Source organism: Mesorhizobium sp. M0659 (assembly GCF_040320605.1).
Lineage (GTDB): Bacteria > Pseudomonadota > Alphaproteobacteria > Rhizobiales > Rhizobiaceae > Mesorhizobium.
On the sequence record NZ_JAMYPY010000031.1, the window covers coordinates 36199 to 48089 of the forward strand.

Genomic DNA, 11891 nt, shown 5'->3' on the forward strand with positions numbered 1-11891 from the left:
TGTCTGGAGCGCCGCTGAGCGGGTAGCAAAAGTAGCCATTTACTCTTCGCCATCCCGTCTGTATCACCGCCCCAGACCGCGTGGGGCGCCACGCCATCCAGCCGGGGGGCAGATGTCGACACCGTTCAATGCATTTACTTTGGTTGAGTTTCTCGCCTTTGCAGGGTTGAGCTTCCTTTATGTCCGGGCAGACGATTCGTTATCCCCCAGGGGCAAGACCGAATACACCATCATCGCAGGGATACTGTTTGCGATCCTGGTCGCGGTAAGAGCCCCGGCGTTGCTTACTTTCTATAGGGTTTGGGCTGAAATTGGCCCTCTGTACTTCGGCTATGCCTATGCGAACGGTCCGTTAGCCGCTCTGTTCAACCCGGCAAGCAATTACTACGATCTAGCGGCAAACCTATCTTCAGCCGTTGCGGTGTCGGCCGGACTTCAGTGGTGGCCGGTCGTTGACACCGGCTCCGGTCTTCTGGTGGCTTTGCTGTTTCCATTTGTTGTCGCCGGCACAACGCAATCGATATCGTGGCGAACCGGAATCCTGTTGGCGGTTGCGACCGCGCTCTATTGCGTCACCGCATCGGAAACATTCGGAACGGCACTGCACATCAAAGGCTGGGCACCTGTTTATGCCGCGCTTGTTTTTGGTTCTTTGGCGTTCAAACAGCCGCTCAATCGCGTTCATATCGGTCTTCTTCTAGTGCTGCCGTTCACAGGAACCCCCGCAGCTTTCGCGCTTATCATATGGGCGGCTGCCGGCTTTGTGCTACGGCAGCCTTATCTTGTCCGACCTCTGGTTTGGTCTATTCCTGGATTGGCGACGCAGATCGGCTGCGCACTATTGCCGGCTACGAATACCGGCTTGGCCGTACGGCCGTTCACGTTTCTCGGTTTCGCAAGCTTGCCAGACCTGTTCCTGCTCAAGGTGGGTGGTGCGATCCTTTGGCCGGCCTTGTTTTTCAGCAACTTGACACCGGGTACGCTTGAACTGATAGCAGCTGCCATCGTCTTCCTTGGCGTGCTTGGAGCTGCAGTTTTCCTCGCCCCCCGCCAGCCCATCCTGCTGCTCGTTCCGATCGTTGCGCTGCAATTTTCGGCTACTGCGATTCTCGCCGTCGGAGGTGCCGAGTCACTGCTCCAATCGGGATCTGGCTTCAGGTATTACTTCGCGCCAGTCGCAACACTCCTGATCGTTCTGGCGATTTGGGCGTCTTCGTGGAGGTCGGTTACAAGGGTCGCGGCGGTTGCTATTTGCCTATGCGCGGTCCTCGCAAATCGAGACTACAACGCCATGGTCGACGGCTTGTTCTTCACACCGTCCCACACCAGTTGGTCCTCGCAGGCAACGACCCATCTCACGTCACCGTCGCAAACGCTTGTAAATTACCCCGAAGCAGGCAGAGTGCAGCTACCGGACTGTGGAGAATACCACTGCTAACAAGCACATCAGGTTGTTTCGGAATTGTGATGGTACATGACGAACCTGCCGACCAAAGTCGCGCCAGCAATAACACCTCCCGCCAGCATCAGCAAAAAGACCTGGTGAAACTCAGGCGATTCGAGAGACGCCGCATTGCCGAGCAATGAACCGACATAGACATAACCAAAAAGGGCGGGAAGCGACGCTGCGGTTCCTATCACGTAGTCGGCGAGGCGAATTCCACTCGCGCCCAGCGCAATGCTTGTGGCGGCAAAGGGAACGACCGGTGACAGGCGGATCAGAAAAACCGATCGCCAGCCGTCAGCGGCAAGGAACTGTTTGACCTTGTCGAGGCCGCCAACAATTTTCGTGTTGGTAAAAGGAACGTTTTGGAGACCCTTTCGGCCTACGTAGTAGCCGACGATGCCGCCGGCCAAAGTCCCGACGAGCGCCATTGCCGAGCCACCGGCGAATCCGTAAACCGCTCCGCCTGCGATGCCGAGCAGGGACGCCGGCAATATGCCGGTGGCGGCCACTAGAAACTGCATCACGACCAGCGCAACGAAACCAAACAGCCCTGTCTGCTGAACGCTCGCTTTGGCGATCCGCAAGATATCGTCGAGATAGCCCGACAGCGCCGCGGGGACGAGAACCATCGCAAGGCCCGCCACACCGAGGGCCATTCGTGTCCGGCGCCTCATCAGATATTGCTCCCGACGAATAACGGATCTTGTCGAATGCCCAGTTTGCTGAGGCGAAACTTCGCCGCGGTTTTCAAGACACCCAGGCCATAGACGACGCTACGCCGAAAGTTGATCGACGACGCCTCCGGGAAGTATCTCGTCGGACAGGACATCTCGCCACCACGCAGGCCGAGATAGACGGCCTGGCAGACCATCTCATTGTCGAACACAAAGTCGTCCGAGCACCGGTGATAAGGAATCTCGGTCAACGCTTTCCGGCTCCAGCACCGAAAGCCAGTGTGAAACTCCGACATTTTCTGACCGATCAGAATGTTTTGAACCAGGGTCAGAAAGCGATTGGCGATATATTTATAGACCGGCATGCCGCCGCGCAGGGCACCCTTGCCCAAGATGCGCGAACCAAAGACGTAATCATACTCGCCAGAGGCGACCATCGAGGCAATGGCCGGCACCAACCTGGGCGAATATTGATAATCGGGATGAAGCATCACGACGATATCGGCATCGCGCTGCAGCGCCGCATCGTAACAAGTCTTCTGATTGCCACCGTAGCCCTTGTTGATCGAATGCTCGATTGTGTGAATGCCGAGCTGTCGCGAAATGCCGACAGTATCGTCCTTCGACAGATCGTCCGTGAGAATAACGTCGTCGATCAATTGCATCGGCAAGGCGAAGTAGGTCTTCTCCAGTGTAGCCGACGCATTATAGGCGGGCATGATCACCGCCACACGCAATCCATCAATCATTTCTACGCTAACGCCCCGATGTTGCGTTTCCATTGCCGGAAAACGTCCTATAGCGCAAGCCGGCCTAGCATTTCCCGATCCACGTGCGGCAAAAACGCCACGCAATGTTTCCGTCCGCACCAAACGACGCCGGAACGAGAGACCGTGGTGGTCCCCGTTGAGGTCCCGTTATGTCGAGCCGCCAATCCAGTCGACGGCAGAACTCGCGCGCCTGCTGGCAAAGCGGGTCCGGCGCAAGGCGCTTTCCCTAGCCGGGTTGTCCTAAAGTTAGCCGATCAAGCAAACTGGGGCCGTCGGTTGCCGGGCAACGACGGCGCGCAGTCAGATCCATTCCAGATTGATGTTTCGGATGTTTCCTGCGCGATGCGCTGGCGAATGCGCTCCACCCGACGCGCTATGTCTGGCGACACCCGGTCGTGCGTTTCAACCAGAATGGCGCCGATAGCATCTTGCAGCCCAGCTTCGCGGGATGCTTCGAGGCATTCGGCTTCGCTGCTCTCAATGTCCATCTTCATGATCGATGGCACGCCGGCGGCGCCAACGCCGGTACAGATGCCACCGCAGGGTATTTTTCCAGGCGGCTCTCGGAAAAGCGCTCCGCCATTACAGGGCTCTCCGATGCACTGACGATCACGCTCGCAATGGCATACTCGACAGCTGACGAAACCCGGGCTCGACAGTCTGCGCATCAGTCAGCGGAACAGATACTTCGATACCTCCGGATTGCCACGGCGCCACATCACATTGTCCAGAAAATAATGGTGCACATTGATGAAGATGAGCACGATGAAGAAGAACAGCGATGATCCCAGCACTTGCCTGTCATACGGGATCAAGGCCGTCAGCGCGGATGGGATCAGCCAGAAGCCGAGATAGCCAAGGGCCGTGCCGCCGACGATGAAGCCGAGGAGCCGAAACCTGTAGAGGGGGCCAAGAAAGGACAGGATTTTCGGCTGCGGATCGCCTTCGGCATCGGAACTGTCGCGCTCGACGTTCGTCTGGTAGCGCCAGACCACGGCGAGATACTGCAGCGAGTGGAGCGCGGGCACGATCAACAGCCAAAGCGGGTTTACGCGCGCAATCAGGATCCAGAGATAGAGCGACGCGACATAGGCCACCAAGCCGTTATAGGGCAGACCGCCGCCGTTCTTTCGCCAGCGATTGGCCAACATCAAAAGCGTGGCCGCCGTCGACGCAACGGCCGCCAACAGGGCAATGTCGGTGATCCAGGAAGGGGCCGCGAATGTGTAATAGTCCAGGCCATAATATTTGCCCTGGGTGACCGCCGTATTCGTCTGCAGCCACGCCAGGATCCACACGGCATAGGAGTTGACCAGCAGCACCTTCTTGTCGCGGTCGTCGAAGAATTTGCGCTTCAGCACCGCATCCACCATCAGCATGCCGTAGCCCTGCTTGACGTAGTGCCAACCGACAAAAAAGAACATGGCGTTGGTGGCATAGCCGAGCAGGCGCGTGTTCGCCGCCGCGGCGCCATAGGCAAAGAACCCGGCCATGACCAGGGGCACGACAATGCCCGCGAAGATGTAGCGGAGCTGCAGGCTCCTGTCGTAGCCGTCGCCCGTCACCTTGCGCCCGAAATTGCGGTAGAAGAGTTGGTAGGAGTGGGCGAAGTGGGGATAGTTCACGAGATAGGCTACGAAGACCATCGTTGCGGCCACCGGACCTTCATATTCGAGCGGAACGAGAAACAGCACCGGCAGGATGAGAAAGGCGCTGCCGCCCAGCATGAGGAAATCGGCGAGCGGGCCGAAGAGGTATTTTTGAGCGGTCGCCGTCTGAGGGGCTACAGCATCCGCCGAAAGCTGAAGTGTCATGTCAGAACCTCCCCTGGGAAAGGCTGAGTTTAGCCATCGACTGGGATGGGGACAAGGTTGGAGCTGCCGCTCGGCGCCCGAACACTAGGCCATCTTGTTGTTTCGCCAATGGTCTCGATCCGCCATGGCTTGAACCCGTGAACCTCTCGATAAAAAAGGTGGGGGCCCTCCGCTGTTAAAAAAGCGCACCACCCCAATTTACGACTAACATGTTAGTGTGCTAGCACAGCATACATACCTGCTTCGGAGACCTTCCGGTGACATCACGCTTTGGCCTTTCGGCCGCTCTCGCCACGCCTTTCGATGCCCGCGGGCAGATCGCCACCGCCCCCATGATCGCTCAGGCCGAAAGTTGCCTGGCGCAGGGTTGCGGCAGCGTGACTCTTTTCGGCACCACAGGGGAAGGCGCATCGGTGGGCACGACGGAGCGGCGGTCGGTGACCGAAGCCATGCTGGCTGCTGGAATCCTGCCGCATCAACTCGTTGCCGGCGTGCTGGTCGACGCCGCCGAAGACGCCGCCGAACAGGCACAGCATGCCTTGCAGCGCGGCGCCCGAAACATTCTGCTGGCCCCGCCAAGCTACTTCAAGAATGTCGGCGACGACGGCCTTTTCGGCTGGTTTTCCGCCGTCTTTGCCGCGCTCGGCCCCCTCGCCCGTGACGTGCTGCTCTACAACATCCCTTCGGTTACCATGGTGCAGCTTTCGCTTGGCCTGATCGGCCGGTTGCGCACTGCTTTTCCCGACGTGGTCGCCGGAGTGAAGGATTCCGGTGGAAATTGGAGCTACAGCGAGGCGCTGCTTGCCGCCCATGGCGATCTGGTGATCCTGATCGGCGATGAAAGGCATCTGGCGCGTGCGGTGCGAATGGGTGCTCAAGGCGCAATCTCGGGCATGGCCAATTTCGTCCCGGGCGAAATCCGCGCCATGGCCGAGGACGGGCGCGACGATCCTCGCGTCGAGAGTTTTGTGCTCGAATTGCTCAAACATCCGGTCACCCCGGCGGTAAAGGTGATGGTGGCGCGCAAGACCGGCGACGAGCGCTGGCTGGCGGTCCGTCCGCCGCTGGAGCCGATCGCGTTGCAAGGGCAGCAGCAGCTTGCCGCAGCCTATGACAGCTTGTTTGCCAGGGAACCGGCCTGACCGGCAAAGAGAAGCGCGCCGATATGGAAGACGGCAACGAACCGACCACCCTCAGGGAGAAGGCCTATGCCAGCTTCACGCGGCATTTGCTGGCGCGCGACTTCAAGCCAGGCCAGTTCGTGTCGCAGCGTGAGCTGGTTGCCTTCACCGGACTGCCGCTCGGCGCCATTCGCGAGATCGTGCCGCGTCTCGAGGCGGAAGGACTGCTGACGACCATTCCGCAGCGCGGCATGCAGATCGCCCATATAGACATCAGCCTGATCCGCGAGGCCTTTCAGTTCCGCCTGTTCATGGAGCGTGAAGCGGTGGCGCTGTTTACGGTCAGCGCCTCCGACGCCGAGCTTGCCCGCTTGCGGCGCGAGCATGAGGACATGCTTGCCCGGGCGCTGGAGCAGACCCCGACGCCGGAGATGGAGGCCAAGGCGCAGACCATCGACTGGGCCATGCACGACACGTTCATCGATGCGCTGGGCAACGAGATCATCGCCAAGGCCTATCTGGTCAATTCGGTGAAGATCCGCCTGATCCACCAGGAACGGTTCCGTATCGACGGGCGCGTCGTGCCGGTCATGCGCGAGCACCTGGCGGTGATCGATGCGATGCAGAGCCGCGACCCTGGCAAGGCGGTCGAGGCCATTAGCCAGCATATCGATAAGGCGCGCCGGCTGGCGCTGCAAATCTGAGGAAGCATGAGCCGCGCCGCGGTCGCTGCGGCGCAATCGACAACGACAACAACCGGGAGGAAGAAAATGTCGTCCAATCTGTTCAACCCAACCAGGAGGCAACTCCTCCAGGGAACCGCCGCCCTTGCCGCCGCCGGCTTTGCCGGTGTTCGCCCAAGCTTTGCCGCCGGTGTCGACTGGAAGCGCTTTGCGGGAACGACGCTTGACGTCAATCTGGTGAAAAGCCCGCGCAGCGACACGCTGATAAAATACATCGCCGAGTTCGAGGAACTGACCGGGATCAAGGTCAATGCCGAAGCGACGCCGGAACAGCAGCAGCGCCAGAAGACGGTGATCGAACTCAGCTCCGGCAAGCCGAGCTTCGATGTCGTGCATCTGAGCTACCACGTGCAGAAGCGGCAGTTCGAAAAGGGCGGCTGGCTGGCCGACATATCAGGCTATCTCGCTGACTCGACCCTGACCGATCCTGCGCTGGTGGAAACCGATTTCGCTGATGCCGGCATGCTGTTTGCCAAGGACGGCCAGGGCGTGCTGCGCTCGCTACCGTTCTCAGTCGACTACTGGATCGTCTACTGGAACAAGGAATTGTTCGAGGCCAAGGGCCTCAAATACCCTGAAACCTTCGAGCAATTGGTGGCGGCCGCCGAAGCGCTGACCGACCCGTCGACCAACACCTATGGATTTGTCGCCCGCGGCCTCAAGAACGCCAACACGCCGGTGTGGACGTCGCTTATGCTCGGCTACGACATGACGCCGCTCGACGACAAGGGCAAGCTGCGCACGACCTCGCCCGAGGCGGTCGAGGCGGCCAGCCTCTACCAGCGGCTGATGACCAAGTCGGCGCCTCCAGGCGTCACCGGATTCAACTGGGCCGAAGCCCAGTCCGCCTTCCTGCAAGGCAAGATCGGGATGTGGTTCGATGGCGTCGGCTTTGCCCCGCCAATGGAAAATCCGGAAAAGTCACGAGTGGTCGGCAAGGTTGGCTACGGCGTCATGCCCAAAGGGCCCAAGGCGCATGCCGCCGGCACCTTTGGCGACGGCCTCGGCGTGACGGCCACCAGCGAGAAGAAGGAGGCCGCCTACCTCTTCTGCCAGTGGGCGATTTCGCCCGCCATGGGCGCGCGCCTGCTGCAGGCGGGTGCCGGCGTGCCGTTCCGCAAGTCGGTGCTGGAAGATCCCAAGGTGCGCGAAGGCGTCACCATGCCGGCGAGTTGGCTCGATGCCGTGGTCGGCTCGGGCAATGTCAGCCGGCTGTCGCTGCCGGTCATCATTCCGGTCACCGAGTTCCGCGACATCTATGGCGTGGCGCTGACCAATCTGATCGCCGGCGCCGATCCGGCGGAGGAACTGAAGAAGGCCACCGAGCAGTTCCAGCCGGTGCTCGACCGGAGCGAGCAAGGCTGATGTCCGCCATCACCCCAGAACGCACCGGGGTGACGACGCAAGCCATCGAAGGGAGCCAGACCATCCGGCTGGCTCCCAACTACTGGCCTTTCGTCGTCCCGGCGCTCGTCGTCGTCGGCGCCGTGATCGTCTTTCCTTGGGCCTTCACACTGTGGATGAGCGTCAACCGCTGGACCCTCGGCCAGGCGCGAAGCTTTGCCGAGATGGAAAACTATCTGCGGCTGGCAGTCGACCAACGCTTCTGGGAATCGCTTTTCCATACGCTGACCTACACGGCGCTTTCGGTCGCGGCGCCGATGTTCCTCGGCACTCTTGCCGCGCTGATCTTCGACGCCAAATTTCCGCTGCGCGGGCTGTTGCGTGGCGTCTTCGTCATGCCGATGATGGCGACCCCGGTCGCCGTGGCGCTGGTCTGGACGATGATGTTCCATCCCCAGCTCGGCGTGCTCAACTATCTGTTGTCGCTGGTCGGCATTCCGGCGCAGGAATGGATCTTTAACGCCAGGACAGTCATCCCGTCGCTGGTTGCGGTCGAGACCTGGCAGTGGACGCCGCTGGTGATGCTGATCGTGCTGGGCGGCTTGGCCTCCGTGCCGCGCGAGCCCTTCGAGAGCGCCGAGATCGACGGCGCCAACGCCTGGCAGCAATTCCGCTATCTCACCTTGCCGATGATCGCGCCGTTCCTGATGATCGCGATGATCATCCGCACCATCGATGCGTTGAAGAGTTTTGACATCATCTACGCCATGACCCAGGGCGGACCGGGCACGGCCTCGGAAACCATCAACATCTATCTCTACAACACCGCCTTCTCCTACTACGACATCGGCTATGGCTCGGCCATGGCCGTGGTGTTCTTCATCGTCATCGTCGCGCTGTCCTTCATCCTGCTGATGCTGCGCCAGCGCTCCCATTGGATCGGGGTGGAGGGCAAATAGATGAGTTCACGGCTGCTCAACCGAATCGGGCTGTTCTTCGCGGCTCTGGTCTTCGTCTCGCCGGCGATCCTGTTCTTCCTCTGGATGATCTCGCTGTCGCTGAAATTCGAGATCGACAACGGTGCATACCCGCCGATCCTGATCCCGGAACATCTCGCCTGGTCGAACTATGTGAAGGTATTCGAGGAGAACAATTTCCTGCTCTATTTCTGGAATTCGGTTCTGGTGACGGGCACGGCAACGTTGCTGGCGCTGCTGATCGGCGTGCCGGCCGGCTATGGCATCGCGCGGCTCAAGGCCGAACGCTCGGCGGTGGTCATCATGATCGCCCGCATGACGCCGGGGCTTTCCTATCTCATTCCGCTGTTCCTGCTGTTCCAGTGGGTCGGCATTCTCGGCACGCTGTGGCCGCAGATCATCATCCATCTGGTGGTGACGGTGCCGATCGTGGTCTGGGTGATGATCGGCTATTTCGAGACCACGCCGATGGAGCTGGAAGAAGCGGCCAACATCGATGGCGCCAGTTCCTGGCAGGTGTTCCGGCTGGTCGCCTTGCCCATCGCCAAGCCGGGCATTGTCGTCGCCTTCATCCTGTCGATCATCTTCTCATGGAACAATTTCGTCTTCGGCATTGTGCTCGCCAGCCGCGAGACCCGCACGCTGCCGGTCGCCGTCTACAACATGCTTTCCTACGAGCAGGTGAGTTGGGGTCCGCTCGCCGCCGCAGCACTTGTGGTGACGCTGCCGGTGCTGGTGCTGACCCTGTTCGCGCAAAGGCAGATCGTCGCCGGGCTGACCGCAGGCGCCGTCAAGGGCGGCTGAGGCACGGCCCCGACATCACTCATTTCCGGGAGAAATCCAATGGCATCGGTAACAATCAACAACGTTCAGAAGGCTTTCGGAGCCGCCAAGATCATCCACGATGTCAGCGTCGACATCGCCGATGGCGAATTCGTCATCCTGGTCGGGCCGTCGGGCTGCGGAAAGTCGACGCTGCTGCGCATGATTGCCGGACTGGAAACGATCTCGGGCGGCAGGATCGCCATTGGCGATCTCGTCGTCAACAATCTCAGGGCGCGCGACCGAAACATCGCCATGGTGTTCCAGAACTACGCGCTCTATCCGCATATGACGGTGGCCGACAATATGGGCTTTGCCCTGAAGATCAAGAAAGCCGATCCGGCCGACACCGCCGGCCGCGTCGGGAGGGCCGCCAGCATTCTCGGCCTGGACAAGCTGCTCGACCGCTATCCGCGTCAGCTTTCCGGCGGCCAGCGCCAGCGCGTCGCCATGGGCCGCGCCATCGTGCGCGACCCGCAGGTGTTCCTGTTCGACGAGCCGCTGTCCAATCTCGACGCCAAATTGCGAGTGCAGATGCGCGGCGAGATCAAGGCGCTGCACCAGCGGCTGGGAACCACCACCATCTACGTCACCCACGACCAGATCGAGGCCATGACCATGGCCGACAAGATCGTCGTGCTGCATGACGGCCTTGTCGAGCAGATCGGCGCGCCGCTCGATCTCTACGATCGCCCGGCCAACCTCTTCGTTGCCGGCTTCATCGGCTCGCCGGCGATGAATTTCATTCGCGGCCATGTCGAGGAAGGTGTTTTCCGCAGCGCCGGTGGACTGATCTTGCCGCTGCCGGAAGGCATCGACCTGACCAACATTCCCGGCGGCGACCTCATCTACGGCATCCGCCCCGAACACATCCGAGCGACGACCGCCAAAGGAATCCCAGGCACGATCGTGCTTTTGGAAGCAACGGGTTCGGAAATCTTTGCCAGGGTCGACTGCGCCGGAGAAGAAATCTCCTGCCTTTTCCGCGAGCGGCTGGCACTGAAACAGGGCGAGCAGATGCGCATCGAGATTGACCGCGCCTGTGCTCATCTGTTCGACGTCAAGACCGGGCGGCGATTGTAGGGGGCTGCTGACAGGGAGCAACTTTCGCACGAAATATTTCTGGTGAGCGCGTCGGGGTTCGAACCCGAGACCTACTGATTAAAAGTCAGTTGCTCTACCGGCTGAGCTACGCGCTCCCGCGGGCTCTAAAGGCCGCCCTCGAAATTGCGCGGAACATAGGGAGAGTGCCGCGACCGGTCAACCGGAAAAAGATGGCCGTTCGACCGGGGTTTCAGCCATCGCCAGACGCGCCGCAAATTGCGTCGTCACCAGCCCGGTGAGCCGTTCCCGCAACGTGGTCGCCGGTTCGATCTTTTGGCGCGCGAGACGCGCCTTTTCTCACGCGCCAAATTCGAGAAACATTACAAATCAGCAACTTACTGTTTTGGCAGGAACCATCGTACCGGCGAGCCGTTTCCTTCTCACAAGGGACGTCAACCACCCTTCGAGGAGAAGATCATGAACAAGATCGCAACAGGTCTACTGGCGACCACCCTGTCAATCTCGTTTGCCGCAGCCGCCGCCATGCCGGCCAATGCGGCCCAGATGTTTGTGCCCCAGTCATCAGCAACTTCGTCCGACATCGTGAATGTGGGCGATTCTCGTCATGACAACTGGCGGTGGATGCGCCATGGCAACCGCAATTCCGGCAATCGCGATTTCCGCGTAGGCCGCCAATTCTCGCGCAACAATGATGGCGGCAGCTATTGGAATGGCCATCGCGGCTATCGCGAATATCACCGCGGCTATCGCCGTCACGGCGACTACTGGTTCCCGCTGGCTGCCTTCGCCACCGGCGCCTTGATCACCGGCGCGATCGTCAACAGCGAGAACAACCGCGGCGATGCGCATGTGCAGTGGTGCTACGACCACTATCGGTCGTACCGCGCTTCGGACAACACATTCCAGCCCAATTACGGCCCGCGTCGGCAGTGCAATTCGCCCTATTGAGCTGAGTTGGTACCAAGTGTTGTGTAGAGAAGCGCGCGCCCGGCCCCGGGCGGGGGGGGGGGGGGGGTTGGTTGGGGGGGGGGGGGGGGGGGTGGGGGGGGGAATGGGGGGGGGGAAGATGATAAAAAAGGGGAGCCCGGCACCCCCCCGAGGACCGGAATGAACC

At 60.6% G+C, this 11891-nt stretch carries 12 protein-coding genes and 1 tRNA gene; 8 read left to right on the top strand and 5 right to left on the bottom strand.

The features are described 5' to 3' along the window. Nucleotides 1-112 precede the first annotated feature (112 nt). Complete coding sequence (locus NKI31_RS29190) at nucleotides 113-1438, top strand: hypothetical protein (protein ID WP_352653221.1); 1326 nt, start codon at nucleotides 113-115, stop codon at nucleotides 1436-1438. An 8-nt stretch (nucleotides 1439-1446) separates the two neighbouring features. Here the strand turns inward: NKI31_RS29190 and NKI31_RS29195 are convergent, their stop codons facing one another. From NKI31_RS29195 to NKI31_RS29210, 4 genes are all read right to left on the bottom strand, one after another. Beyond that, entirely contained in the window at nucleotides 1447-2103 is a 657-nt protein-coding gene (locus NKI31_RS29195; protein WP_023688606.1) for a TVP38/TMEM64 family protein, read from the bottom strand. A 17-nt stretch (nucleotides 2104-2120) separates the two neighbouring features. Further along, nucleotides 2121-2903, bottom strand: a complete 783-nt coding sequence (locus NKI31_RS29200; protein WP_196813777.1) for a glycosyltransferase family 2 protein — start codon at nucleotides 2901-2903, stop codon at nucleotides 2121-2123. A gap of 242 nt (nucleotides 2904-3145) precedes the next feature. Then, nucleotides 3146-3385 (bottom strand): hypothetical protein, encoded by a 240-nt coding sequence (locus tag NKI31_RS29205; protein ID WP_023819936.1) that lies wholly within the window; start codon nucleotides 3383-3385, stop codon nucleotides 3146-3148. A 177-nt stretch (nucleotides 3386-3562) separates the two neighbouring features. Continuing rightward, a complete protein-coding gene (locus tag NKI31_RS29210; RefSeq protein WP_352514065.1) occupies nucleotides 3563-4705 on the bottom strand; it encodes a hypothetical protein in 1143 nt (380 codons plus the stop codon). 257 nt (nucleotides 4706-4962) lie between these two features. On the opposite strand from NKI31_RS29210, the gene NKI31_RS29215 reads away from it, so the two are divergent. The 6 genes from NKI31_RS29215 (at nucleotide 4963) to NKI31_RS29240 (ending at nucleotide 10795) form a co-directional block, all read left to right on the top strand. Then, on the top strand, nucleotides 4963-5847 hold the full coding sequence (locus tag NKI31_RS29215; RefSeq protein WP_023819935.1) for a dihydrodipicolinate synthase family protein: 885 nt from the start codon (nucleotides 4963-4965) through the stop codon (nucleotides 5845-5847). A gap of 23 nt (nucleotides 5848-5870) precedes the next feature. Then, nucleotides 5871-6530, top strand: coding sequence for a GntR family transcriptional regulator (locus NKI31_RS29220; RefSeq protein ID WP_023693416.1), 660 nt, complete (start codon nucleotides 5871-5873; stop codon nucleotides 6528-6530). A 66-nt stretch (nucleotides 6531-6596) separates the two neighbouring features. Further along, nucleotides 6597-7934, top strand: coding sequence for an ABC transporter substrate-binding protein (locus tag NKI31_RS29225; RefSeq protein ID WP_023819934.1), 1338 nt, complete (start codon nucleotides 6597-6599; stop codon nucleotides 7932-7934). Next, a complete protein-coding gene (locus NKI31_RS29230; protein ID WP_352653222.1) occupies nucleotides 7934-8872 on the top strand; it encodes a carbohydrate ABC transporter permease in 939 nt (312 codons plus the stop codon). The genes NKI31_RS29225 and NKI31_RS29230 overlap by 1 nt, the downstream gene beginning before the upstream one ends. Beyond that, on the top strand, nucleotides 8873-9694 hold the full coding sequence (locus tag NKI31_RS29235) for a carbohydrate ABC transporter permease (RefSeq protein ID WP_023700756.1): 822 nt from the start codon (nucleotides 8873-8875) through the stop codon (nucleotides 9692-9694). A gap of 39 nt (nucleotides 9695-9733) precedes the next feature. Next, nucleotides 9734-10795 carry an ABC transporter ATP-binding protein gene (locus tag NKI31_RS29240; RefSeq protein WP_352653223.1) on the top strand — a complete coding sequence of 354 codons (1062 nt, stop codon included), beginning with the start codon at nucleotides 9734-9736 and terminating at the stop codon, nucleotides 10793-10795. 40 nt (nucleotides 10796-10835) lie between these two features. Here NKI31_RS29240 and NKI31_RS29245 read toward each other — a convergent pair. Next, a tRNA-Lys gene (locus NKI31_RS29245) sits at nucleotides 10836-10911 on the bottom strand. A 322-nt stretch (nucleotides 10912-11233) separates the two neighbouring features. Between NKI31_RS29245 and NKI31_RS29250 the strand changes: the two genes are divergently transcribed. Next, nucleotides 11234-11725, top strand: a complete 492-nt coding sequence (locus NKI31_RS29250; protein ID WP_023693412.1) for a BA14K family protein — start codon at nucleotides 11234-11236, stop codon at nucleotides 11723-11725. Nucleotides 11726-11891: the final 166 nt, after the last annotated feature.

What these genes read in the sequence shown, in the direction of transcription:
- NKI31_RS29195 (WP_023688606.1), bottom strand. Translation starts at nt 2,103, where the DNA reads ATGGCCCTCGGTGTGGCGGGCCTTGCGATGGTTCTCGTCCCCGCGGCG.
- NKI31_RS29250 (WP_023693412.1), top strand. Translation starts at nt 11,234, where the DNA reads ATGAACAAGATCGCAACAGGTCTACTGGCGACCACCCTGTCAATCTCG.
- NKI31_RS29200 (WP_196813777.1), bottom strand. Translation starts at nt 2,903, where the DNA reads ATGGAAACGCAACATCGGGGCGTTAGCGTAGAAATGATTGATGGATTG.
- NKI31_RS29225 (WP_023819934.1), top strand. Translation starts at nt 6,597, where the DNA reads ATGTCGTCCAATCTGTTCAACCCAACCAGGAGGCAACTCCTCCAGGGA.
- NKI31_RS29235 (WP_023700756.1), top strand. Translation starts at nt 8,873, where the DNA reads ATGAGTTCACGGCTGCTCAACCGAATCGGGCTGTTCTTCGCGGCTCTG.
- NKI31_RS29220 (WP_023693416.1), top strand. Translation starts at nt 5,871, where the DNA reads ATGGAAGACGGCAACGAACCGACCACCCTCAGGGAGAAGGCCTATGCC.
- NKI31_RS29190 (WP_352653221.1), top strand. Translation starts at nt 113, where the DNA reads ATGTCGACACCGTTCAATGCATTTACTTTGGTTGAGTTTCTCGCCTTT.
- NKI31_RS29230 (WP_352653222.1), top strand. Translation starts at nt 7,934, where the DNA reads ATGTCCGCCATCACCCCAGAACGCACCGGGGTGACGACGCAAGCCATC.
- NKI31_RS29240 (WP_352653223.1), top strand. Translation starts at nt 9,734, where the DNA reads ATGGCATCGGTAACAATCAACAACGTTCAGAAGGCTTTCGGAGCCGCC.
- NKI31_RS29205 (WP_023819936.1), bottom strand. Translation starts at nt 3,385, where the DNA reads ATGAAGATGGACATTGAGAGCAGCGAAGCCGAATGCCTCGAAGCATCC.
- NKI31_RS29210 (WP_352514065.1), bottom strand. Translation starts at nt 4,705, where the DNA reads ATGACACTTCAGCTTTCGGCGGATGCTGTAGCCCCTCAGACGGCGACC.